Genomic DNA, 24468 nt, shown 5'->3' with positions numbered 1-24468 from the left:
TGCGCACTGCTTAAGCGGAACCATGTTGCGACTGCGGCGCCGGATCCGTTGCGACACGAATCACGACGCCCTGATGCGAGAACCCGCGCCCGATCCGGCCGTCCGCCTTCCGGCGAACCATCGGACCCTGCGCGGGTTCCTTGCTGCTGGCACTCAACCGCGGCCCGCCGTGGCGAAGCCGGGCATACGCACTATGCCATTACTTGGCCGCAATTTTAAGGTGGTTCTTCACCGATGCAACACCGGACACGTTCGAGACGACTTCCTCGGCGGCGGTCTTGTCTTCCGCCGACGGCACCGTACCGGTCAGCGACACCACGCCCGAGCGCGTCTTCACGTGGATGTGCGTGGACTTGACGTTCTTCGCGCCGAGCAGTTCGGCCTTGACCTTGGTCGTGACCGCGCTGTCATCGACCTTCTGGCCCATCGTCGTGCCGGAACCGGTGGTGGACGATGCCGGCGTCACAGTCGCGTTCTGGGCGCTGGCGTTCAGCGCGAACATCACACAAGCGATACCACCGGCAGCCTTCAGGATTTGAGTCGTCTTCATGGCAATACTCCCATTTTGTCGATTTTGGTCTGGCGCGCCGACTCGCTTCTTCAGGCGAGGGGCCGCGCTCTTCGATTTACGTCGCGCCGTAGCACGCGAAACGTGCCATCCCTACCGCAACTTGCGTGCCGAAGCCTTGTGTCCGGCGTGTTCAAGTCGTCGCGCGACACGGGATCCCTGTGAAGAATCAAAGGCTTGTTGCCCCTACGAGAATCTCTCCGGGCGCGTCCGGCGGACATGACGGCGAGTCCGTGCGAATCGGCGAAACGCGCGGCGCTTTTGTCTGAGTGCGTGTAAAAAAGTGCGTGAATGTGGCCTCGGCCACCCATCGAATAATCGCTGCTGACGCAAAAAAGCTAGTCGCAGCACGAGCTTGACGATCGCTGGCACGGTCTGTGCTTTTATCCACTTGCACATCAGCCCGTCACGTCTAGAACAATCGAGGATCAGCACGCAATGCCGCCCATACTCGAACTCCGCGCGAAGCAAAGTCTCGCGCTTACACCGCGTCTCCAGCAGTCCGTTCGCCTTTTGCAATTGTCATCGCTCGAGTTCCAGCAGGAACTGCGCAATGCGCTCGACACCAACCCGTTTCTCGAGTACGACGAAACGCAGACCGAAGACAACGCGCTCGGTGCCGACAACGGCAGCTCGATGAGCGATTCGACGCTCTCCCCCACCACCGACAGCGCAAGCGAAGTACCCAGTAGCACCGAGGCGTCGAACGAAGGCGAATCCAGCATGGATTCAGGCAGCCGCGACGACTCCATGAACGAATTTTCCTCGGACCCGTTCGGGCGCAGCGCGTCGCGCAATAACGGCGACGGCGAAGGCTCCGACCCTGCGGACTGGGTCCGCATCGAGCCGTCGCTGCACGAAACCCTGCACGATTCGCTTCGTCTGTATCAGCTGAACGAGCGCGATCGCGCCATTGCCCAGCTCATCATCGAAGCCCTGGACGACGACGGTTACCTGCGGCAGGAACTGAGCGATCTGGCCAACGTGGTCGAGATCGAACCGGCGCTCGGCGAAGACGAACTCACGATCGCTCTCAAGCTGGTCCAGTCGCTCGACAAGCCGGGCGTGGGCGCGCGCAATCTGTCCGAATGCCTGACCCTGCAACTCCAAGCACTCGACGAAGAGACGCCGGGCCGCGCGGTCGCGCTCGAAATCGTCGCGCATCACCTCGAACGTCTCGCACGCCGTGAGCAAGCCGAACTGCAGAAGAAGATCGGCTGCAGCGCCGATGAACTGCGCATCGCCTGTGCGCTCATCCGCCGCCTCGATCCGAAACCGGGCGAGAACTACGGCCAGAGCGAGGACAACTACGTCGTGCCGGACGTGATTGTGCGTCAGGTCAAAAAGCAGTGGCTCGTGACGATCAATCCCGCCGTGTTGCCGCGCGCGCGCATCCACCGCATGTATGCCGAACTGTTCGCGCAGTCGGCCGGCGCCAGCCGTTCGCCGCTCGCGCAGCAGTTGCAGGAAGCACGCTGGCTGATCCGCAATGCCCAGCAGCGCTTCACGACCATCCAGCGCGTGGCGGAATGCATCGTGTCGCATCAGAAGGCATTCTTCGACTATGGCGAAATCGCACTGAAGCCGCTGGTGTTGCGCGACGTCGCCGACGAACTCGGCCTGCATGAGTCCACCATCTCGCGCGCCACGGGCAACAAGTACATGTCCACGCCGCGCGGCATTTTCGAGTTCAAGCATTTCTTCCCGCGCGAGCTGTCGACGGAAAGCGGCGGCACCTGCTCGGCCGCGGCCGTGCGGGCGTTGCTGAAGGAAATGATCTCGCAGGAGAACACGCGCGATCCGCTGTCCGATGTCAGTCTCGCGAAGATGCTGGCGGACCAGGGCGTGATCGTGGCGCGCCGCACGGTGGCGAAGTATCGCCATCTGATGAAGGTGCCGCCCGCAGAATTGCGCCGTCAGGCGTGAAGTGCATCGTCCGCGCATAGAGGCAACGCGCGCGGACACACTGCTTGTCACGCTCTCAAGCGCTCGGCGACGACCCGGTCAAGCGAGGCGCCTGAGCGACAGGGAGCGTAGCCGACAGGCCGTCCGTTCGCGGACGGCCTTTTTTTGTCATCGCACCGTGGTTAAGCGCCGGCCGTTCAGCGCCATCCGGAAGCCCGGTGCGTGCGCTTGCGTGCCGCCGTGGCCGCGAGTTCGGCGCCCAGCAGGAAGACCGCCGCCGAGTAATACAGCCACATCAGGATGATCGCCAGCGACCCGGCCGCGCCGAACATGTTCGCCGTGCCGGCGTGCGCGAGATAGAACGCGAACAGCCGCTTGCCGCCCTCGAACAGGAGCGCCGCTGCAGCCGCGCCCAGCGCCGCGTCGCGCCAGAGCATGCGGGTCGTCGGCAGGAATTTCAGCAGCACGGTGAAGGCCAGCATCAGCACGCACAGCGATATCGCTCGCTGGGTGAGCCCTGACAGCACGATGAACGGACTGCCGTCGCCGAGCACCCAGTGCCCGAGAATCTCGACGAGCGCATCCAGCACCAGCAGCGCCGCGACGAGCAGGCCCGCGCCGATCACGAGCCCGAACGACATCAGCCGCACGCGCAGCAGCGAGACGATGCTCTCGCGCGCGCTGACCGCGGGCGTCGGCCAGATCACGTTGAGCGCGCTGTGCAAGGTCGAAAACGTGGCCGACGCCCCGACCAGCACGCCCGCAAGCGACAGCAGCGCCGTGCTGCGTGCGATATCCGCGTGCCACGCGTTGGCGACGATCGCCTCCAGCGCGTGAGCCGCGTCGGCGCCGACGACGCCGCTGATCTCGTCGAACAGACGGCCCTGCACGGCGTCGGCGCCGAAGAAGACGCTCGCTACCGCGATGACAATGACCAGCGTCGGCGCGATCGAGAACGCCGCGAAGAAGGCGATCGATGCCGAGAACATCAGGCAGTGGTCCTGCACCCATTGCGAGACCGGATCGACCAGCCACGACAGCCAGCCGACCCGCGACGTGCGGCCGGCTGCGACGGTTGGAGCTTGCGAGGTGGTCGGGCGAAGGTTCTGATCCATCGAGAGGAAGCGGAGCGCGGCGAAGGTTGCCAGCGCTGATGTTAGCCCGGCCGGACGAAGCGCACAGCGGGGGCGCAAATGAAAAGCGGCACGTTCCGGCTGGAATGTGCCGCTTGCCTACATGCACGCCTGGGTGCGCTCAGGGGCGTTCCGCGTCCGGATCGGCTTCGTCCTCGGCGATGCCGCGCGTCTCGTCCTCTACTTCATCGGGCAGGATGTCGCCGTCCGGCGTCAGATGATTGTCGCCGTCCGCGGATGCCGCTTCTCCTGTGCCGTAACGATCGGTATCGCTGTTCAACTCGGCTTCGGACTGGCCGAGCGCGTGGGCATCGAGCTCGTCCTCGATCTCGCCCGGATAGCGCTTTTCGCCCTGCACATCCGAGCCGCTGTCCGATGAATCGCTGGGACCCAGCGCGCCCGTGCCGTGACCCTTGCCGTATTCCGCGCCGTCGTCTTCAGGCGGGTTCAATGTGCTTCCACTCATCGTGACCTCCATGGTCGGTTCCTGTTCGTGTTCCATGGAGATCCGCAAAAGCCGTTCCGCGCGCCCATAGAAAAACCCCGCGCTTCTTGCGAAACGCGGGGTTGTGTGCAACACGGCTGCAGCAAGGGTCCAGGCTTCAGGCCTTCGCCGCCGCCGAGGGCTTCGCGGCCGCGCCGGCGGAACCGGCGGCGGACGTCGCGCTCTGCTTGACCGTCTTGACGGTCTTCTCCGTCACCGAGGCGGCGGTCGCCACACTGCGCAGGTCCGACAGGAACGAGTCGCGCCAGACCGACAGATTGTTCTCGCGCAACGGCGCCATCATGTCGGCGTGGCGCGCCTGACGTTCGGCGAGCGGCATCGACAATGCACGCTCAAGCGCTTCCGACATCTGCGACAGATCGAACGGATTGACGACCAGTGCGCCCGGCAACTGATCCGCCGCGCCCGCGAATTGCGACAGCACCAGCGCGCCCGGATCCGCCGGATCCTGCGACGCGACATATTCCTTCGCGACCAGGTTCATGCCGTCGCGCAACGGCGTCACATAGCCGACCTGCGAGAGGCGGAACAAGGCCATCAGCAGATTGCGTTCGTACTTGCGGTTCAGGTACTGAATGGGCGTCCAGTCGAGCTGCGCAAAGCGACCGTTGATGCGGCCCGCCTCGCCTTCCAGGTTCTGGCGAATGCGCTGATAGGTCTGCACGTCGGAGCGGGTCGGCGGCGCGATCTGCACCAGCGACACGCGGCCATGCCAGCCCGGCGCATTGAGCAGCAGGCGCTCGAAGGCCTGGAAGCGTTCCACCAGCCCTTTCGAATAATCGAGCCGGTCCACGCTCATGATGAGCTTGCGGCCGCGCATGCTGTCGCGCAGGCTGTTCACCTGCTTGCGATTGGCGAATTGCTCGGCAGACTTGGCGATGGCATCCGGATAGATGCCGATCGGATAGGCGCCGACCTTCATCATCCGGCCGAACGCCTGCAGCATGCCGTCGTCGCTGTAGTGACCGCGCCCGGTGCGCTCGATGTAATCGATGAACGACTGCTTGTCGTTATCCGTCTGGAAACCGACGACGTCGTACTGGCACATCGCCGCCATCAGTTCCTCGTGCGGCGGAATGGTGCGCATCACTTCCGGCACCGGAAACGGGATATGCAGGAAGAAGCCGATCGGGTTGTTGACGCCCAGCTTGCGCAGCTCCTGCGCGAAGGGAAGCATGTGATAGTCATGCACCCAGATGATGTCGTCGGGCTTCAGCATCGTCTTCAGCTTGGCCGCGAGGCTTGCATTGACGCGCATGTAGCCGGCAAATTCCTCGCGGTCGAAGCGCGACAGGTCATTGCGATAGTGGAACGTCGGCCACAGCGTGGCGTTCGAGAAGCCACGGTAGTACTGGTCATAGTCACGGCGCGTGAGCCCGACGGTCGCATAGGTCACCTTGCCGCCCTTCTCGACCACCGGCGCCGCCGCTTCTCCGACGATCTCGCCACTCCAGCCGAACCACACGCCCCCTGTCTCCTTGAGCGCATCCAGCACGCCGATAGCGAGGCCGCCCGCGCTGGGCTTGCCTTCCTGAATCGGGGCGACGCGATTCGATACCACGATCAATCTGCTCATTACAGCTTCACCTCTCAGTTGTCGTTGCATGCTCGAATTGGCGATCAATGAAGATGCAAAAACTGTGCCTTTTTGTTGCTATTGGTGAACAAATATTTGTAGGCAGATGTTACGGACGAACAAAAACACGCGGCGACGACGCGCCGCGTAGAAATTTTTGTTCTTGGAACGAGCGGGGCGGCTCGCCTGGAATCACGAATCCTGCTCGGAACCAAGGTCGCGTTGATAGTCTATTCCCTCGCGCCGAACGCCACCCTGATTGTGCTCGCCATCGGGCGGAACGCCAGGCGCGGCGCGGTTCTGGCTGGCGGGATCGTGCTCTGTCGCGGACGCCGGGCCGGCTTGCGTGCCGGCCGCCTTGGCGGCTTCGGCGCGCGCTTCGCGCTTGGATGAATGACGCGCGGAGCGTCGAAGTGCGGGATGCCTCATGATGCCTCCAGAGTAGAAGGCCGTCGCGATAGGACCTCGGCGGCGTCGGACCGATGCGCCCTTGGACGAGCGCAGCTTCAGAAAAAACGACCGGCAAAAAGCGGATCGCCGGTCATTATTGCGTCTTTGCTTGTAATCCCTACGTACGGGATGGAAACTTATTCAAACCGTGCACGAAGTCTGGGCATGGTCCAACGTCGGCGGTCCTGCGAACGGTCCAACCGCCTTTTCAAGCTATCAACACACGTGCGGCGTTTCATTCGGCCCGGGCGGCGGGTCGCCGATCGGCTGCGACGGCGGCTCGGGCGGCTCGCGCGTCGGATCCGGATTGGTGTCGGGCGGCATCGGAGTCGGGGGCGGCTGATCGGGCGGCGTCACCGGCGGATCCGGCGGCTGCGGGGTCTGCGCCTCGATACCCACAGCGTGGAAGACGTGAGTTGCAACGCTCTGTGACATGACGGGCTCCTTGCGGTCTTGTGATCGTACTTCCCCTATCCGGGCGCCGACGCCTTTGCGCAGCGCGCGGATGTCAATCAGAAGACAGCAAGGGCCATGCCCTTCGAGATACTGTTTTCACGCACTCCAGTGACTCATTATCGGCGTAGAAAAGCCGCCTGCCAATGAAAAACGCCTGCGCTTTTAACAGCAGCAGGCGTCTGATTCGTCTAAAGATAGCCGACGTTCAAGGATTTTCGCTATCCGACTCGCCGGATTCGCCACCCTCGCCGACCGTGGCCTTGCTGGCATCCTCGCCGTACTCGACCAGCCGGTTATAGAGCGTCTTGAGGCTGATGCCGAGGATCTCCGCGGCCCGGGTCTTCACGCCGCCGCACTGTTCGAGCGTGGCGAGAATCAGCTGCCGGTCCGCCTGCGCCAGCGACGTGCCGAACGGAATAGTCACCGACGTCCCCGCCGAGGGCTTCGACAGCGAAATCTGCAGCGGCACGGTGGCGGTGCTGTCGGAATCCGACGAGGACATGATGTACGCGCGCTGCACGTAGTTCTTCAGCTCGCGCACGTTGCCTGGCCAGTTGTACGAGTCCAGCATCTCGCGCACGGCAACCGGGAAATCCTTCTTCGTGCTGTAGCGGTTGTTGAGCTCGTCGAGGAATGCCTGTCCGAGCAACTCGACGTCCTTGCCGCGCTCGCGCAACGGCGGCAGGTTGATCGGGAATACGTTCAGCCGGTGATAGAGGTCGAGGCGCAGCTTGCCTTCGAGCACTGCCTGTTCCGGATCGCGGTTGGTCGCGGCGATCAGGCGCACGTCCGTCTCGATTTCCTTGGTCGTGCCCACGCGCATGAACATGCCGGTTTCGAGCACGCGCAGCAGTTTGACCTGGAGCTCGATGGGCATTTCGGTGATTTCGTCGAGGAACAGCGTGCCACCGTTCGCGCGCTCGAAATAGCCCTTGTGCTGACGGTCCGCGCCGGTGAACGAGCCGCGTTCGTGGCCGAACATCTCCGATTCGATCAGGTTCGGCGAGATCGCGCCGCAGTTCACCGCGATGAACGCATGCTTGCGCCGCAGCGAGAGTTCGTGCAGCGTCTGCGCGGCCACTTCCTTGCCCGTGCCCGATTCACCGATCAGCAGCACCGAGGCGGCCGTAGGCGCGACGCGGCCAATCTGGTCGTACACGGTCTGCATGGCCGGGGAATTGCCGAGCATCAGGCCGAAGCGGCCCATGCGGCGCAATTCGCCGCGCAAAGTGCCGATTTCCGCCTTGAGGTCACCGGCACGCGGCAGGCGCGCGAGGATCGCCTTCACGCGCTGCATGTTGATCGGCTTGACGAGGTAGTCTGCGGCGCCCATCTTCAGCGCGCTGACGGCGGACTCGACCGTGGCATGCCCGGTGATCACGATCACCTCGACACCCGAGCGCGGGTCCAGATCTTCGAAGAGATCGACACCGGTGCCGTCGGGCAGCTTCAAATCCGTAAAGACGACGTCCGGCGTCTGACGCACGAGCTGGATGCGCGCCTCGCGCAAATCGCTGGCAACGGCCGTTGTCAGTCCGTCTTCGCCGATGATCGCGGCTAGCGCCTCGCGGGTACTGGGATCGTCATCGACAATCAATACGTGTGGCATTGCGTCTCGAATGTTTCCAAAGCGTTTTCAGGTCACACGCCTCGATGCGGCGTGGTCTTCTCCGTGCGGACAGCGCCGCGCGGGCCGGTGCGGGGAGCAAAGGCGCCGAATCTGCAAGCGATTCGCGCTCCGTGTGATCCCGCAAAAGTAGAATAATTTCCGATATTCAGCACGCTTGGAATCAACTCATCGTAAGTTTTTCCATTTACGCAACTTATGAAAGAGTTTCACTGATTATAAGCGTTTATCAAGTCAAAAACGCACGCTGATCAGACGTGCGTTTCATCGACCGAGGCGGCTGCGCGTTCCGCGCCGGCGAACCCGCCGGGCGCGGCGCGCTTCGTCCGCGCGGGCTTAGCTGCGCGGGAAATGCCACGCGTCAGCGGTACCGCCGACCACGCCGTGGCCATTCACCGCACCGCCCGAAGCCGGCGTCAGCACCTTGCCGCCTTCGTCTTCCCAGCGGCTGACGTCGCGCGCGGTGCGCCTGCTGGCGTCTTGCGATTGCACCCATTTCCATGCGAGCACGCTGCCCACTGCGAACAACGCGCCGAAGATTCCGATCGAAGGACGTGCCATGAGTGTTCTCTCCCAATGTCATGAAAATTCGCCGAATCGTGGACGGGATCACGGTTGACGGGATCACGCGTCCGGCGTTCGACGCAAGCGGTCAGCGCGAGACGAGCAGCCCCACCAGGAAGCCGACGCCGGCCGCGATGCCGAGCGACTGCCAGGGGTTGTCCTTCACGTATTTCTCCGTGCAGTCCACGCCTGCGCGATAACGCGTCTGAGCGCTCGCCTGCGCGTCCTCGAGGGCGCTGCGGGCCGAATCGACATGCTCGCGCAAGCGCGAGCGCAGCGCGTCCACGCCTTCTCCCGGCAGCGTCGCCGAAAGGCGCAGCAACTCTTCCGAGTCGTTGAGCAGCACCTTGATGTCTTCGATGATCTTTTGCTTGCCCAACGCAAGCTGGACAGTCGTCTGACTCATGGAATGAAGTCCTTGCCCAAGTGGGGCCCAAGTGGGGTCATGCACGCATCGCCGTTGCTGCGGGCGGGCGTGCTTGCGTTTATCGATGCGGCGTCTAATGGGTCTCGGCGACGGTAACGCCGAGACGCTGACCGGCGGCGCCGCGCGCGCGCAGGCTCCGCACCAGGCCGCTCGCCACCAGCGCGCCGCCCATCGTGCCGAACACGAAACTCGTCACGTTAGCCGCCCGCGCCAGCGCCGGCGTTCCTGCCGCATACCCTAACACCGCGCACATGAGCGCGGTAACCAGCGCAACCGCGGCCCAGTGATAAATGTCGATCGGTTCGCTTGCCGCGAGTTCCGGCCGGCTCCCGCGCGTGCCGCGCATCTTCACGGGCCGGACGGGCTCGTGCGCGATGCTGTCGAAATGCTGAATGTTGTCCATGATGCGGTTGCCTCTCTCGCCCATCCTCGTATCTGTGCCGCCGAATCGAGTCATCGCGGCACTTTCGAATAAGTTCGATAGCGATGTTGCAGCTTTCGTGCCAGCAGCGGTTTTCGTCAAAAGCAAAAGGCCGTGCGTACGCAGGCCACGCTGTCATGAACAGGCAAGCGACAGCAGCGGGTAACAATTACGCCGTGGCTTTGTAAATTCGCGACGCGTCCGGCGAACCTTTCCGGAATTGAGCGTCCGCGCTCCAAGCCTTCGGACAAAACACCGCATCGGCCCGAGCGCGCATTGCCGCAATGTCGTCGCGAATGGTTAAATAGCGTTTATGAGACAGGAACGTCCGCGTTCAGGCGGCCTTGGAGCAATCCAGGCCGCTTCGCTGTACAGACGCTCCTCGACCGACGCACGGCCAGAATCGACGCCCGCGCAGCGCGGGGACGTATCTGGCAACGGACGTCGCGCGTCGCCTTCCGACGCGCGCGGCACTCCACTCCCGCGTTGCTCGCGCGCCGGCCGCTCCGGACCCAGCGCAGGCGCGCCGCCGGACGCCGCCCGGACAACCCTATTCGCACGCACTCAGGACACATCAGGACACATGGCGTCAACCGATCTCGATCAGCCGCCCCTTGCAGTCGGCGATACACCAGCGCAAAAGAAGCGCAGCGCGGGAGAAGTGCCCGGCCTGAAGTCCTATGGACTGATGTTCGGCTCGTCGCCCGTGATGCAGGAGCTGTATGCGCAGATCGAGCGCGTCGCCGCCACCGACGCGACCGCGCTCATCATCGGCGAGTCGGGCACCGGCAAGGAGCTCGTCGCGCGAACCATCCACGACCACAGCGCCCGCAAGGATGCGCCGTTCATCGCGGTGAACTGCGGCGCGATTCCCGACAATCTCATCGAAGCCGAGCTGTTCGGTCACGAGAAGGGCAGTTTCACCGGCGCGGTTCAGGGTCGCATCGGTTACTTCGAGCACGCCAACGGCGGCACGCTGTTCCTCGACGAAGTCACCGAGATGTCGCCCGTGCGGCAAGTCAAGCTGTTGCGTGCGCTCGAGACCGGCACGTTCTTTCGGGTCGGCGGCAACGACCTGATCAGTTCGGACGTGCGCGTGATCGCCGCGACCAACCGCGATCCCGTCGCGGCCGTCAAGGAAAACGGCTTGCGCGAAGACCTGATGTATCGCCTCGCCGTGTTTCCGCTGCGCGCGCCGCCGCTGCGCGAACGCGACGCCGACCGCGAATTGCTCGCCCAGCATTTCCTGGCCGAAATGAACGCCCAGGAAGGCACCAGCAAGGCCTTCAGCAAGCGCGCGCTCGATGTCCTGCGCACCTATTCCTGGCCCGGCAACGTGCGGGAGCTGAAGAACACGGTATATCGCGCGTTCATCCTCGCCGAGAAGACGGTGGAAATCGCGCATCCGCATCTTGCGTCGCGGGTGAAGAAGCCGGTGACGCAGGGCGATGCGATGAACGTCTGGGTCGGAACGCCGCTCGCCGACGCGCAGAAGCAGATCATCCTCGGCACGCTCAAGCACTGCGGCGGCGACAAGCGGCGTGCGGCCAAGGCGCTCGGGGTCAGCCTGAAGACCTTGTACAACCGGCTCGGCGCTTACGAGAACGAAGACTCCGATTCCAGCGAGTCCGCCTCGAAACACGAAGGTTGACGCGCGCTTGACCTCCTTGCCGGGACGCAATCGAGACGAAGCGAACGCCCTCCAGCGTTCGCTTTTTTTTGCCCGCAAGCAGGACATCGCGCGGACCGTGTTCCGCCCGTTTGCATTTGCTTGCAATTTTCACAGCCCGGTAATTAGAGGCTTGCTTCAGAATGCGCGAAGCTCGTGAAACCTCAGCGTCGTGCTTTTCACGAGAGCCGCCCCGCTTTGCCGGACCTCGCTCCGGCGGCGAAAGTTCAAGTTGATTCGAGCACCCGGTCAGCCTTGCCGGACATCGGAGAAAGAAGGAAAGCAACATGCAAAACAGGGTAGACCGGCATAGCCGGCACGCGGCCGCACTGGCTGCGCTCATCACGGGGGTCATGGCCTGCGCGAGCCTGACAGGATGCAATTCCCTCTACAGCGAAGGCGCGACGGCCGGCGCCGGCATCGGCGGTGCGGCCATCGCCAGCAGCGTGACCAACAACGCGGCCGTGGCCACCGGCATTGGCCTGGGCGCGGTCGCCGCGGCCAAGACGGGCGTGCAGTACACCCAGCGCGTGGTGCACACGAACACCCAGGATCAGATCGCGTCGGTAGCCGGGCCGCTCGACGTCGGCGCGGTGGCGCCGTGGAAGATCGTGCATTCGGTGCCGATCGAGGACGACGAAAAAGGCCGCGTCACCGTGAGCCGCATCATCAGCAGCGGTGCGCTGGAGTGCAAGGAAGTGGTGTTCTCCGTCGATCGCGACGCCACGCAAGACCGTCCCGCCGACAGCGCCTTCTACGTCGCCTCGGTCTGCCGCGACGGCAACAAGTGGAAATGGGCGTCCGCCGAACCGGCGACGCCGCGCTGGGGCTCGCTGCAATGACGCGTCCCATCAGCTTGCCGATTGCCTTGCGCGTCGGCCTGCTCGCCGCCAGCGCCGCGGCCTGCCTGAGCCTGAACGGCTGTGCGTCGATCGGCGCGGCCACCGGCGCCGCGGCCGGCATTGCGACGGGCGCCTTCACGACCAATCCGGCGATTGGCTTCGGCGTGGGCGTCGCGGTGCAGAGCGCCACCGACGAGCTCGTCAAGCGCACGATGAAGTCGCTGCATCAGGATCAGCAGGTCATGATCGCGGTGACCGCGGGCACGGCGTCGGTCGGCGAGACGCGGCCGTGGAAGGTCAAGCACACGCTGCCGGTCGAGAACGGCCACGGCGAAGTGCGCGTGCTGCGCGAATTCGGCAGCGCGCTCGCGACCTGCAAGGAGTTCGCCTTCTCGGTCGTCGACGGCGACGATGCCAAAGCGCCCGCCGAGTGGTTCGTCGCTACCGCCTGCCAGCAGTCGAGCGGCTGGAAGTGGGCGTCGGCGGAACCGGCGGTGGAACGCTGGGGCAACCTGCAATAAGGCCTTTTCATGCAAAAGCGCGGCCGCCGTCACCGGCGCGCCGCGCTTTCTTATCCTGAGCCGCGCGCACTGCGCAGCAAGACGTTCAGGCTTCCACGTCTTCCAGACTCAGCATCTCGGTCTGGTCGTTGTACGAGAAGATTTCGCCGTAACGTCCCCAGTCGATCACCGCATCGAGCGATTCCTGCGCGGCCTTGTCGGAGAGGAAGTCCTCCAGTTCCTGCTCGAAGCGCACGCGCGGCGCCCGGTGCCCCGGCCGCTCATTCAGCACCTTCTTGATCCGCGCCGCCAGCGGCACGTGCCGCAGCAGATGCTCGGCAAACATCATCTTGCGCTCCTGCGTGCCGAATTCCGCGAACACGCGCGCCTGCGGCGTCAGGAAAATATCGCCCTCGCGGACGTCCGCGAACCCCAGATGCTGCAGCACTTCCGCGACCGGGAACAGGTCGTCCACTTCCAGATGCAGCGTACGCGCGATCTCCGGCATGTCCGCGCGGCCGTGATACGGCGCGGCCGCGAGCGTTTCGATGAGACCCGCCATCAGGTTGGTCGACACCGACGGCAGCCAGGTGCCCAGCTCCAGCCCCTTCTTCTTCGCCTCGTCCATCGGCCGCGCGGTCATCTTCGCGTAGATGTCGTCGACGAGCCGCCGGAACGCCGGATCCAGCCGGTTACGCGGATGCTTGAACGGCACCTTGATCTCGGCCATCACGCGCCCCGGATTCGAGGACAGCACCAGGATCCGGTCGCACATGAACACCGCTTCCTCGATGTTGTGCGTGACGATCAGCACCGACTTGATCGGCATGCGGCCCTGCGTCCACAGGTCCAGCAGGTCGGTACGCAGGTTCTCGGCGGTGAGCACGTCGAGCGCGGAGAACGGCTCGTCCATCAGCAGCAAGGTCGGGTCGACGACCAGCGCCCGCGCGAAGCCGACCCGCTGCCGCATGCCGCCCGACAACTCGCGCGGATAAGCGTTCTCGAAGCCGTCGAGACCGATCAGATCGATCGCGGCCAGTGCGCGCTCGCGCCGCTCGCGCGCGCCGACGCCCTGCGCCTCCAGCCCCGCTTCCACGTTCTGCAGCACGGTCAGCCACGGGAACAGCGCGAAGGTCTGGAACACCATCGCAACGCCCTTCGCCGGACCGCGCAACGGCTCGTTCAGATAGGTGACTTCGCCGGCCGTCGGCTCGATCAGCCCGGCGATGATGCGCAACAGCGTGGACTTGCCGGAGCCCGAGCGCCCGAGCAGCCCGACGATCTCGCCCTCCCGCAGCGCGAGGTTCGCATCGTCGAGCACCAGGAGCTCGCCCTGGGTCTTGTTGAAGCCGCGGCTGACGTTCTGCACGCGCATGATTTCCGCGCCGAGCCGCGGCGGCGTGCCTTGCGGGCGCTGGAAGCCCGGTGCAGCGGACGTCTGCGGGTTTTTTGGGTTCTGCATCGGAAGTCGTCCTTAATCCAGCCGGAGCCGTGCTTCGGCGTAGGCGTATAGCGGGCGCCACAACAGGCGGTTGAACAGCGTGACGAACAGCGACATCACGGCGATGCCGAGAATGATCTTCGGGTAGTCGCCGGCGGCGGTGGTCTGTGCGATATAGGCACCCAGGCCGTGCGCAACGACCTCGGTCTTGCCCCACGACACCGCTTCCGCGACGATGCTCGCGTTCCACGCGCCGCCCGACGCGGTGATCGCGCCGGTGATGTAGTACGGGAAGATGCCCGGCAGCATGCACTTCTTCCACCACTGCCAGCCGCGAATCTGAAAGTTGGTCGCGGCTTCGCGATAGTCGTTCGGATAGGACGACGCCCCCGCGACCACGTTGAAGAGGATATACCACTGCGTGCCGAGCACGATCAGCGGCGACAGCCAGATGTCCGGGTTCAGGTGCCAGCGCACGATCACGACGACGAACACCGGGAACAGCAGGTTGGCCGGGAACGCCGCGAGGAACTGCGCGAGCGGCTGGACCTTTTCGGCGAGCGCTGGACGCAGTCCGATCAATACGCCGATAGGCACCCACACCACCGACGCCAGCGCGATCAGCACGACCACACGCAGCAGCGTGATGAAGCCGAGCACGAACACGTGGCCCACTTCGCCCCAGGTGACGCCCGTCGAGACGAACGACACCACCTTCCACACGACGAACACGGTGATCAGCAGCACCGCCGCGCCCCATGCGATGTCGCCCGTGCGCGTGGACGGCACCTTCGCGCGCAGCGGCAGCCCGACGTTCTCGAGCGCGCCCTGCAGCGACGGCAGCTTGATCGGCACCCGGGCGACCTTGGCGAGAATCCAGCCTGCCGGCACGAGCAGACGGTGGATCAGGCGCGTGCGGCGGATCAGGTCGAGCAGCCAGGAACTGGGCTCGTCGCCGGAACTGGTGTTCTCCATGCGGAACTTGTCGGCCCATGCCACCAGCGGGCGGAACATCAGCTGATCATAGGCAAGGATCACGACCGTCATCGCGAGGATGACCCAGCCGATGGCGGCGAGATTGCGCTCGCCGATGGCCGCCGCCAGATAGGCGCCGATGCCCGGCAGCACGATCGTCCGGTTGCCGACGGTAATCGCCTCCGACGCCACCACGAAGAACCAGCCGCCCGACATCGACATCATCATGTTCCAGATGAGGCCGGGCATCGAGAACGGCACTTCGAGCTTCCAGAAGCGCTGCCAGTTGGTGAGATGGAAGCCGCGCGAGACTTCGTCCAGATCGCGCGGCACCGTGCGCAGCGACTGGTAGAAGCTGAAGGTCATGTTCCACGCCTGGCTCGTGAAGATGGCGAAGATCGCCGCGCATTCGGCGCCGATCACGCGCCCGGGGAACAGCGCGAGAAAGAAGGTGACCGTAAACGAGATGTAGCCCAGCACGGGCACCGACTGGAGAATGTCGAGGATCGGCACCAGCACGATGGACGCGCGCCGGCTCTTGGCCGCGAGCGTGCCGTAGACCAGCGTGAAGATGAGCGAGGCGACCATCGCGATCAGCATGCGCAGGGTCGTGCGCAGCGCGTATTCGGGGAGATTCGCGGGATCGAGCGAAATGGCCTGCGATTGCAGCGTCGAGATCGGCGCCAGGGTTTCGTGAAAGCCGACGGCGGCCAGCGCGATCAGGCAGATGATCATCGGGAAGGCGACGAAATCCCAGCGGTTGGGCAGGATCCGCCAGGCCGATGCATTCGCCGTGCGCTTCAGATTGAAACCAAATTCCATGCAAGGCCCTCCCCGTAAGGCTGTGATGCGACCGCGCGAGGCGCGGGATAGTACTTGAGACGGCCCATCGATCGTTCTGCAGGCGAAGCGGTTGCCGGCAGTCCCATGCTCAACGCACGCCGCGGCGAAATGGACGACATCAACGCCCTGCGCGCTGCCCATCGTTGCAAGGATCGCCCGAGCCGAACCGAGCGACACTACACCAAGCAACATGACACACACAACCGTAACCACGCCCGCACCCGTCATTCATGCGATGTTTCTGTTGCTCTTCGGCGCGGCAAGGGCACAATGATGGGGTCGGCGGGCGTTCCGTGAACGCCTCCCGCGTGCTTTTGCTTCCTTTCAGACGGGCTGCAATCCGTCCCGGCCGGGCAGTGCGGCGAGCGGCGCGCCGGACCACGCGGAGAGCGGCGTGGTCAAGTGGGCGAACCCCTGCGCGATGCCTGTGTTGGGCGCACGTCGCAGACCGTCACGAGGCGCTTGATAGGCGGCAAAAAACATCGTCCAATCTGGGCTGGTTACAAAGAATAAAATGAGCGCCGATGCGATGCGAGACGCCCGATCCGAGCCGAAAGCCCGCCTGTCCCCTGCCCGCCGTCACGGCGTGAGCCTGATTCACGCTGCTGCGAACGAGGCGCCTTGCAAGCCGCGCGCCCGGTTTGCAGGACGCACGCACTCCAGGCTGGCGGATACGCATCGGCCGGGCGGCGCGCCACGCATGCAGGCCGCGTGAACCACCCTTGCGCACCACTTCGATGAACAAGCTCATCCTGCACCGTGTGATCGCGACGCTCGGCCTGGCCGTGCTGGCGTTCGCATGCTGGATTGCCGCGGGCTTGCTGTCGGACCGCATGGTACAGCAGGAGATGACGTCGACAGTGCGCACCGAGCGCAACATGGCGGCGTCGATCGTCGACAACATGGCGCAGATCATCGCGAGCGATCTCGCGCTGTCGCGCGCCATTCCCGCGACGCTCGCCCAAATGGACCTGACCCAGCGCGCCCTGGCGGAGTCGCGGAATTATGCCTCGAACCCGGGCGAGACGGAACTCGAGCGGCGCAACAAATGGGCCGCGCGTCCCGGGCTCGAGAAGGTCAATCTGTTCCTGCACGACGCCCAGGGCTTCTCCGGACTCGATACGATCTGGCTCGTCAACGAACACGGCTACTGCATCGCCTCCAGCAATGCCGGCGACGAGAACAGCTTCATCGGCTTCGACATGAGCGCGCGCGGCTATGTCGCGCGGGCGCTGCTCGGCGGCTTCGTCGAGATGTACGGCGTGGGCCGGCTGTCCGGCGAGCCGGGCATCTTCATCGCGGCGCCGTCCTATCAGGACGGCATCCTGGTCGGCGCGGTGATCGCGAAGGTGAGCATCGACCGGTTGCGCCACTGGGTGTCGCGCGCGGGCACCTTCGTCACCGACGAAAACGGCGTCATCGTGATGGCGCACGACGGCCGGCTCGAATACGAAGCCATGCCCCAGGCGCCCGTCAGCCGCATGACCGCGCGCGAGCGGATCGAGCATTACCGGCGCGACGCCTTTGCCGAACTGCGCCTGACACACGTCGGCGAGCAGATGCGCACCTCCGAACACTGGCTCGCGCCCGCGCTCGCAGAGACCTTCTATGCCGCCAACGGCAGCAACGTGCCCTCGCTGTACGACGAGCGCACCGGCCTGAACTCCGGACTTTCGGCGCATATCGTGCATCCGCTGACGAGCTGGCCGGAAATCAGCCGCAATCACAGCCGCGACCGCTTTCTCGTCTTCCTGACGATGCTCGGCGTGGTGACGCTCGCCATCGTGATCGCCACGTCGTACTCGCGCGAGCGCCGCCTGCACCGCGCCACGCGCGATCTCGCCGAGCAGTTGCAGGCCGCCAATACCCTGCTCTCCGCTGAAGCGCGGCACGACGCGCTCACCGGCGCGCTGTCGCGGCGCTACTTCCTCGACACGCTGCGGCACGAAGTGGAACTGGCGCGTTCGGTCGGCACGCCGCTCTCGGTGGCAATCGCGGATCTGGATCACTTCAAGCAGATCAACGACCGCTTCGGCCATGCGTCCGGCGACCGGGCGCTCGAGCATTTCGTCGAGGTATGCCGGACCCAGCTGCGGCCGAGCGACGCAATCGGACGTCTGGGCGGCGAGGAATTCGGCATCCTGCTGCCGCAGACCGCGCTGGCCGACGCCCAGGCCGTGCTCGAACGGCTGCGCAAGCGCTTCCATCACGAGCATTGCGCCCACTTGCCGGACGACGCGGTGCTGTCGGTGTCCATCGGCATCACCGAACTGGCGCCCGACGACGCGCTCGAATGGATTCTCTCCCGCGCCGACCTGGCGCTCTACGAGGCCAAGTCGCGTGGCCGCGACCGCAGTGAAGTGCGGCCCGCCGACGCCGCGCCGCCCGCCCGCCATCCCGAAGACTCGCTCGCGGGCAAGTGAGCCGCGCGCCGCGGTAATGTCCGGTCATGGCACGGTCATGCGCCCGGCGCGACGCCCGGGCAGCGCGCAGGTATCATCGTCATTCGATATCGAATGACGCTGGCCTCAATCGGAGGATTGCATGAAGGGAAATCTGGTGATCGTGTGCCGGGATCAGGACGCGGAAACGTTCGACCACCTGCTCGCCGAATACGGTTCGTATCAGACGCGGCTCTCGTCGACGGCCTGGTTCCTGAAGATCGACCTCGCCCCGGAAGCGATCCAGGACGAGATCCTGTCGCGGCTCGGCAAGTACACGACGCACTACATCTTCGAGGCGTCCACGGTGACCTATAACACGGTGGACAGCGAGGCGGCCTCGGCGCTCGAAACGCTGTTCGACTGAGCGCCGCCGGCGCGACCCTCACGCCGCACCCGCCGCTTTCTACAGCACGCGCTCTTCCGGTTGCGAACCCGTGCGGCGCTCGTCGGCCGGCAGGGTCGCAAGATCGAACGGGAACGTTATCCGGACTTGCAAGCCGCCTTCCGCGCAATTGGCGACTTCACATTCGCCGCCCGCGCGCCGCACCAGCCGCTCGACGATCGCCAGTCCCAGCCCGCTATGGCCGCTGCCGCCGCGCGCCGGATCGAGCCGCACGAACGGCCGGCTGGCATTGATGAGATCGTCGGGCGCAATGCCCTTGCCGTGATCCTTGACCTGCAGAATCCAGCCGCGCGCGCCGCGCTGCGTCCCGATGACGACCGGCGGCGCGCCGTAGGCATGAGCGTTGTCGAGCAGGTTCGACAGCAGCCGGTCGAGCGTGGCCGCCGGCAGCGCGAAGGTCGGACCCGCCTCCAGACTCAGTTGCACCGGCTCGGCGCCCGGGGAGACCGCGCGGTACGCCCGCACGATGCGCTCGCACTGCTGGTCCACCGGAACCGGCTCGCTGCCGTCCGGACGGTCGTGCGCGAACACCAGGAACTGGTCGACGATATGCGCCATGGAATCCACGTCGCGCACCACGCCGTCGCGCATCTTCTCGTCGTCCATCATCTCGGCACGCAGACGCAGGCGCGCAAGCGGCGTCTTGAGATCGTGCGCGACGCCTGCCAGCATCACCGCGCGGTCGTTTTCGGCCTGCGACACCTCGCGCACCATCTGGTTGAAGCCGTGCGTCAGCTGGCGCAGTTCACGCGGCCCGCGCTCGGGCACGACCGGCGTCGGCTGGCCCCGGCCGAAACGCTGCACGGCCTGCGCCAGTCCACGCAGCGGATGCTGCAGCTGCCATGCGCCGAACAAGGCCGCGAGCACCGCCGCCGAGAAAATGATCAGGAGCCACACGACCATGCGGTCGCGCGAGCGCGGCGGCCGCAGCGGCTGCACCGGCACGACGATCCAGCCGGCATCCTTGGCGCCGTGTACCCAGACGCTCGGCGGCCCGCCGGGCTCGTTCAGGCGCACTTCGGTGCCCTCCGGCAGACGGTCTCTCAGATCCTCGATGAAGCGCTGCAAAGGCGGCGGCAGGTCTTCATCGGGCGGCCTCGGCACTTCGGCATTGCCCAGCGGGACCACGCGCACGCGCGGCGGCAGCGGCTGGTCCGGCGTGTTGGTGATGTGCTGACGCACCGCCTCGACGAGAAACACGGCTTCCTCGACCGCGAAGCGCGTCTGCACGTTGTCGCGCTCGAAGCGGATGATCGCGAACCACGCGACATGCGACAACACCAGCATGCCGATGACGATGACGACCAGCCGTCCGAACAGCGTGTCAATTGCCCTGCGCATTTTGCTCGCCGTCGGGCACGAACACGTAGCCGCGTCCGCGCACCGTCTGGATGAAGCGCGGCGCCGACGGATCGGTTTCGAGGATGCGCCGCAGGCGCCACACCTGCACGTCGATGCCGCGGTCGGTGCCGTCGTATTCCGGTCCGTGCAGCAGTTCGAGCAGGCGCTCGCGGGTGAGCGTGCGCATCGGGTTGTTGACGAAGATCTTGAGCAGCGCGTATTCGCTGCCGGACAGCGTGAGCGGCTTGTCGTCCTGCTGCAGCGTACGCGACTGGAAGTCCAGTTTGAAGCGGCCGAACGAATACGGCTCGCGCTGCTCCGGCGCCGCGGAGGGCACCGTGCGGCGGCGGCGCAGCACCGCCTGCACGCGCGCGAGCAGTTCGCGTGGATTGAACGGCTTGCCGAGGTAATCGTCCGCGCCGAGTTCCAGACCGACGATGCGGTCCACGTCGTCGGCGCGCGCGGTCAGCATGATGACCGGGATGTCGTCGCCGGACGCGCGCAGTGACTTGAGCGCGGTCAGGCCGTCGACGCCCGGCATCATCAGGTCGAGCACGATCAGGTCGGGCCGCTCGCGTTCAATACGGCGTTCGAGGCCACCGGCATCATGCAGCACCGATACCTCGATGCCCTGCCGGACCAGATAGTCGCGCAGAAGGTCGCGCAGTTCGGCGTCGTCGTCGACGACAAGTATTTGCGTAGTCATGGCTCGAAGTTTAGCGCGTGAGTCAGGCGGCCATCGATGACAGGCACGCCATAAGGGTTACGGGGTGTTACCACGAAAGCAGGGCGTAAACCTGCGTAACAAGCCTGAACCTTGCCGTAACACGGCCCGCGCCATCAACCCCTACGCTGTGTCTCACCGACAAGGGCAACGCCGCAACCGCTGACCGACGTGTCATGCAGGCATTGCTGCCTCGGCTTCAAAACAATCCAGGGAGTATCGAGATGAGCAAGCAATATCGCATTCTGACCGCAGCAGCAGCAGCCATCGCGCTGACGTTCGGCGCCGCGCATGCCGCCACGACTGACGCGCCCCCGCCGCCTCCGGCCGGCGCGGCGATGATGGGCGGCCCTGGCGGCCCCGGCGGTCATGGCGGGCATCACATGGAACAGCGCATGCAGAAGCAGCTGGATGAACTGCACGGCCAGCTGAAGCTGAACGCGGACCAGGAGAAGCTCTGGCAAACGGCGCTCACCACGATGAAGCAGAACCATCAGGCGATGCGTGCGAACTTCAAGCAGATGGGCGAGCAGTTCAAGTCGATGGAAAACCAGCCGATCCTCGACCTGAACGCCATGCACGCCGCGCATCAGAAGGTGGATGAACAGAATGCGCAGCTGCGCGAGCAGACCGCCGCCACGTGGCTGAACTTCTACAACGCGCTGAACGACCAGCAGAAGACCACCGTCAGCACGGCGCTCAAGAAGCATTTCGCCCGGATGCACGCGCACGAGCAGCGCATGCATGAGCGCTGGAACAAGAACCGCGAACGCGCGGACGGCGCACGTCCCACGCCGGGCGCGGCGCCCGGCGCATCGGCTCCTGCGGCGCAGTAAGCGTGTTCCCGAAGTGCTGAAGTCCTGAAGCAGAAAGGCCGCGGAGCATCACGCTCCGCGGCCTTTTTTTCGAGATGAACGGAGCCCGACTTACGCGAGATCGAACAGCAGCACTTCCGCGTTCTCGCCCTGCTCCACCGAGACCTTCTCGATATCCTCGATCATCGCGGCATCGCCTGCGCCGAGCGCCTCGCCGTTCAGCGTCACCGCGCCGCGCGCCACGTGCACGTAGACACGGCGGCCCGCCGGCACGTCGAAGTCCGCGCGCTCGGCGCCGTCGAACAGCCCCGCGAAGATACGCGCGTCCGCCCCGAGGCGCACCGAGCCGTCCTCGCCTTCCGGCGACGCGATCACGCGCAGCCGGCCGCGCTTGTCCTCATCGGCGAAACGCTTTTCCTCGTAGCCCGGCGCGCCGCCCGGCGCATCCGGAATGATCCAGATCTGCAGGAAGTGCGCGGTCTCGGTCGGCGAGCCGTTGAACTCGCTGTGCCGCACGCCGGTCCCGGCGCTCATGCGCTGGACGTCGCCGGGACGGATGGTCGAACCGTTGCCCATGCTGTCCTTGTGCGCCAGCGCGCCGTCCAGCACATAGCTGATGATCTCCATGTCGCGATGACCATGCGCGCCGAATCCCTGGCCGCCGGCCACGCGGTCTTCGTTGATCACGCGCAGTGCGCCGAAGTGCATGTGCTGCGTGTCGTAGTAGTCGGCGAAGGAGAAGCTGTGATACGAGTCGAGCCAGCCGTGGTTGGCGTGACCCCGTTCGTTGCTGCGGCGAATCTCGAACATGATGTTTGCTCCCGCCCAAGGCGTTGATTTGCGATGGAGAGAATGTAAGGGCGCCGCCCCCGCCGAACAACGCGTGCAACGGCACTACATCGTTCCGCTGATGCAGGTAATCGGACGCTTCCGGCTTCGTGGCCGCGCGCGGGCCGGGTTCGGGTAAAATACCGCGCTTTTCCGGGGTGGCGAGGGTTTGCAACCCGGCGCGGGACATCTCTGGCGCGAATTGACAGGTGAACCGGACACCGCGCCCGGGCGTTTCACGCAACGATAAACGATGGCGGCTCAAGAGTTGCTGGCCGGCAAGGGTTAGCGAGAAGGGCAACCCGAGGCAATGCGCATTTTTGACCATCTAGAATACCGACCGCTGGCCTGTTCGTTGAGAGACGAAAAGCGCGGAACAAGGCGGGCCAGGGAAATACAGCTGCAACGCGCGGGACAAGGCGCGGGCGGCCGGGGAGAAAGATGAGACCATTCGCCATGCGCGCGGCGCCGTCATCCACGGCCGCCGCCGTCCGAAGCCCTCGCGCGAACCGTCGTGCGGCGGACTCGTCCCACTGCATGCACGTCAGGCACCTTACCAAGGAATCACCATGTTGCAAGGCTACGGTCCGCTGATCCTCGCGGGCACCTGGCAAACCGTCAAGCTGGCGGTGCTGTCGCTAGCGTTCGCCTTCGTGATCGGTCTCATCGGCGCGGCGGCGAAACTGTCGAAGAACCGCCTGGCGTCCGGGGTCGGCACGATCTATACGACGCTGATCCGCGGCGTGCCCGACCTCGTGCTGATGCTCCTGCTGTTCTACAGCATCCAGATCTGGCTGAACCAGCTGACCGACCTGGTCGGCTGGGACCAGATCGACATCGACCCGTTCCTCGCCGGCATTCTCGTGCTCGGCTTCATCTACGGGGCGTACTTCACCGAAACCTTCCGCGGCGCGTTCCTCTCGGTGCCGCGCGGCCAGCTCGAAGCCGGCGCGGCCTACGGCATGACGCCCTGGCAGACCTTCTCGCGCATCATGTTTCCGCAGATGATGCGCTTCGCGCTGCCGGGCATCGGCAACAACTGGCAGGTGATGGTCAAGGCGACGGCGCTGGTGTCGATCATCGGTCTCGCCGACGTCGTCAAGGCCTCGCAGGACGCGGGCAAGGGCACGCTGCGGTTCTTCTTCTTCACGCTTCTCGCGGGCGCGATCTATCTCGCGATCACCACGATCTCGAATCTGGTGCTGATCTGGCTCGAGCGGCGCTATTCCATCGGCGTGCGCCGCGCCGACCTCTAATACTGGTACTGGTCTAATCACGAGCGTCTGGGATCATGATCGAAATCATCCAGGAATACTGGAAGAACTACCTCTTCACCGACGGCTACCGCATCACCGGTCTCGCGATCACGATGTGGCTGCTGGTCATTTCCATCGGCCTGGGCTTCTGTCTCTCGGTGCCGCTCGCGGTGGCGCGGGTCTCGAAGAACAAGCTGCTGTCGCGCGCCGTCTGGCTCTACACCTACGTGTTCCGCGGCACGCCGCTGTATGTGCAGCTACTGCTGTGCTACACAGGCCTGTACAGCCTGCAGGTCGTGCGCGATCACATGCTGCTCGCCGAATTCTTCCGCAGCGGCATGAACTGCACACTGCTCGCGTTCACGCTGAACACTTGCGCGTACACCACCGAAATCTTCGCCGGCGCGATCAAGGCGACGCCCTACGGCGAGATCGAGGCGGCGCGCGCCTACGGCATGTCGGGCTTCACGCTGTATCGGCGGGTGATCCTGCCGTCGGCGCTGCGCCGCGCGCTGCCCTACTACAGCAACGAAGTGATCCTGATGCTGCACGCCACCACGGTGGCGTTCACCGCCACCGTGCCCGACATCCTCAAGATCGCGCGCGACGTGAACTCGGCGACCTATCAGTCGTTCGAGGCGTTCGGCATCGCTGCCCTGCTCTATCTCTGCATTTCGTTCGCGCTCGTGTGGCTGTTCCGCCGTGCCGAGCATCGCTGGCTCGCTTATTTGCGGCCGCAAGGCAAATAAGTAGTC

At 65.0% G+C, this 24468-nt stretch carries 24 protein-coding genes; 9 read left to right on the top strand and 15 right to left on the bottom strand.

The annotated features are described in order from the left end of the window. Positions 1-199: 199 nt before the first annotated feature. Positions 200-550 (bottom strand): BON domain-containing protein, encoded by a 351-nt coding sequence (locus tag QCE64_RS03900; protein WP_309914674.1) that lies wholly within the window; start codon positions 548-550, stop codon positions 200-202. Between the two features lie 456 nt (positions 551-1006). Between QCE64_RS03900 and QCE64_RS03895 the strand changes: the two genes are divergently transcribed. After that, on the top strand, positions 1007-2494 hold the full coding sequence (locus QCE64_RS03895) for an RNA polymerase factor sigma-54 (protein WP_309914673.1): 1488 nt from the start codon (positions 1007-1009) through the stop codon (positions 2492-2494). A gap of 176 nt (positions 2495-2670) precedes the next feature. On the opposite strand, the gene QCE64_RS03890 is transcribed toward QCE64_RS03895, so the two are convergent. The 9 genes from QCE64_RS03890 to QCE64_RS03850 form a co-directional block, all read right to left on the bottom strand. Next, the gene (locus tag QCE64_RS03890; RefSeq protein ID WP_309914671.1) at positions 2671-3588 is read right to left on the bottom strand and encodes a YihY/virulence factor BrkB family protein; all 918 of its coding nucleotides are present in this window, start codon (positions 3586-3588) and stop codon (positions 2671-2673) included. Between the two features lie 139 nt (positions 3589-3727). After that, entirely contained in the window at positions 3728-4072 is a 345-nt protein-coding gene (locus QCE64_RS03885) for a chemotaxis protein (protein ID WP_309807681.1), read from the bottom strand. A gap of 136 nt (positions 4073-4208) precedes the next feature. Beyond that, complete coding sequence (otsA, locus tag QCE64_RS03880) at positions 4209-5687, bottom strand: alpha,alpha-trehalose-phosphate synthase (UDP-forming) (RefSeq protein ID WP_309914669.1); 1479 nt, start codon at positions 5685-5687, stop codon at positions 4209-4211. A 192-nt stretch (positions 5688-5879) separates the two neighbouring features. Further along, a complete protein-coding gene (locus tag QCE64_RS03875) occupies positions 5880-6116 on the bottom strand; it encodes a hypothetical protein (RefSeq protein ID WP_309811440.1) in 237 nt (78 codons plus the stop codon). 237 nt (positions 6117-6353) lie between these two features. Beyond that, positions 6354-6572: a hypothetical protein gene (locus tag QCE64_RS03870; protein ID WP_310002728.1), complete on the bottom strand. Its 219-nt coding sequence runs from the start codon at positions 6570-6572 to the stop codon at positions 6354-6356. 226 nt (positions 6573-6798) lie between these two features. After that, positions 6799-8202, bottom strand: coding sequence for a sigma-54 dependent transcriptional regulator (locus tag QCE64_RS03865; protein WP_310002725.1), 1404 nt, complete (start codon positions 8200-8202; stop codon positions 6799-6801). Between the two features lie 354 nt (positions 8203-8556). Further along, positions 8557-8781, bottom strand: a complete 225-nt coding sequence (locus tag QCE64_RS03860; RefSeq protein ID WP_309831260.1) for a hypothetical protein — start codon at positions 8779-8781, stop codon at positions 8557-8559. A gap of 91 nt (positions 8782-8872) precedes the next feature. Beyond that, positions 8873-9190 (bottom strand): DUF883 family protein, encoded by a 318-nt coding sequence (locus QCE64_RS03855; RefSeq protein ID WP_309807673.1) that lies wholly within the window; start codon positions 9188-9190, stop codon positions 8873-8875. Between the two features lie 94 nt (positions 9191-9284). After that, positions 9285-9614 (bottom strand): hypothetical protein, encoded by a 330-nt coding sequence (locus QCE64_RS03850; protein ID WP_309914661.1) that lies wholly within the window; start codon positions 9612-9614, stop codon positions 9285-9287. Positions 9615-10215: 601 nt separating this feature from the next. On the opposite strand from QCE64_RS03850, the gene QCE64_RS03845 reads away from it, so the two are divergent. From QCE64_RS03845 to QCE64_RS03835, 3 genes are all read left to right on the top strand, one after another. After that, on the top strand, positions 10216-11283 hold the full coding sequence (locus tag QCE64_RS03845; protein ID WP_309929516.1) for a sigma-54 dependent transcriptional regulator: 1068 nt from the start codon (positions 10216-10218) through the stop codon (positions 11281-11283). 305 nt (positions 11284-11588) lie between these two features. Further along, positions 11589-12143, top strand: coding sequence for a hypothetical protein (locus tag QCE64_RS03840; protein WP_309914655.1), 555 nt, complete (start codon positions 11589-11591; stop codon positions 12141-12143). After that, entirely contained in the window at positions 12140-12664 is a 525-nt protein-coding gene (locus QCE64_RS03835; RefSeq protein ID WP_310004139.1) for a hypothetical protein, read from the top strand. The genes QCE64_RS03840 and QCE64_RS03835 overlap by 4 nt, the downstream gene beginning before the upstream one ends. A gap of 85 nt (positions 12665-12749) precedes the next feature. Here the strand turns inward: QCE64_RS03835 and QCE64_RS03830 are convergent, their stop codons facing one another. Both QCE64_RS03830 and QCE64_RS03825 read right to left on the bottom strand, forming a co-directional pair. After that, complete coding sequence (locus tag QCE64_RS03830; RefSeq protein ID WP_404987289.1) at positions 12750-14105, bottom strand: AAA-associated domain-containing protein; 1356 nt, start codon at positions 14103-14105, stop codon at positions 12750-12752. A 12-nt stretch (positions 14106-14117) separates the two neighbouring features. Continuing rightward, entirely contained in the window at positions 14118-15881 is a 1764-nt protein-coding gene (locus QCE64_RS03825; RefSeq protein WP_309914649.1) for an ABC transporter permease subunit, read from the bottom strand. Positions 15882-16639: 758 nt separating this feature from the next. On the opposite strand from QCE64_RS03825, the gene QCE64_RS03820 reads away from it, so the two are divergent. After that, positions 16640-18325, top strand: coding sequence for a diguanylate cyclase (locus tag QCE64_RS03820; protein ID WP_309914646.1), 1686 nt, complete (start codon positions 16640-16642; stop codon positions 18323-18325). 121 nt (positions 18326-18446) lie between these two features. Beyond that, positions 18447-18710 carry a hypothetical protein gene (locus QCE64_RS03815; protein ID WP_309807664.1) on the top strand — a complete coding sequence of 88 codons (264 nt, stop codon included), beginning with the start codon at positions 18447-18449 and terminating at the stop codon, positions 18708-18710. 39 nt (positions 18711-18749) lie between these two features. Here the strand turns inward: QCE64_RS03815 and QCE64_RS03810 are convergent, their stop codons facing one another. Further along, entirely contained in the window at positions 18750-20090 is a 1341-nt protein-coding gene (locus QCE64_RS03810) for an ATP-binding protein (protein ID WP_310002723.1), read from the bottom strand. Next, the gene (locus QCE64_RS03805; protein ID WP_310002721.1) at positions 20074-20796 is read right to left on the bottom strand and encodes a response regulator; all 723 of its coding nucleotides are present in this window, start codon (positions 20794-20796) and stop codon (positions 20074-20076) included. Before QCE64_RS03805 ends, QCE64_RS03810 begins: the two co-directional genes overlap by 17 nt. A 242-nt stretch (positions 20797-21038) precedes the next feature. On the opposite strand from QCE64_RS03805, the gene QCE64_RS03800 reads away from it, so the two are divergent. Next, positions 21039-21650, top strand: a complete 612-nt coding sequence (locus tag QCE64_RS03800) for a periplasmic heavy metal sensor (protein ID WP_310002719.1) — start codon at positions 21039-21041, stop codon at positions 21648-21650. A gap of 90 nt (positions 21651-21740) precedes the next feature. Here QCE64_RS03800 and QCE64_RS03795 read toward each other — a convergent pair whose 3' ends face one another. Next, positions 21741-22439 (bottom strand): pirin family protein, encoded by a 699-nt coding sequence (locus QCE64_RS03795; RefSeq protein WP_310002717.1) that lies wholly within the window; start codon positions 22437-22439, stop codon positions 21741-21743. A gap of 587 nt (positions 22440-23026) precedes the next feature. Here QCE64_RS03795 and QCE64_RS03790 point away from each other — a divergent pair. Then, a complete protein-coding gene (locus QCE64_RS03790; RefSeq protein ID WP_309914633.1) occupies positions 23027-23713 on the top strand; it encodes a histidine ABC transporter permease HisQ in 687 nt (228 codons plus the stop codon). A gap of 35 nt (positions 23714-23748) precedes the next feature. Further along, positions 23749-24462, top strand: a complete 714-nt coding sequence (locus QCE64_RS03785) for an ABC transporter permease (protein ID WP_309807656.1) — start codon at positions 23749-23751, stop codon at positions 24460-24462. The last annotated feature ends 6 nt before the right edge of the window (positions 24463-24468 follow it).

It is taken from the genome of Caballeronia sp. LZ043 (genome assembly GCF_031451075.1).
Taxonomy (GTDB): domain Bacteria; phylum Pseudomonadota; class Gammaproteobacteria; order Burkholderiales; family Burkholderiaceae; genus Caballeronia.
Note: the sequence above shows the minus strand (reverse complement) of the source record. Positions and strands in the feature narration are given on the sequence as shown.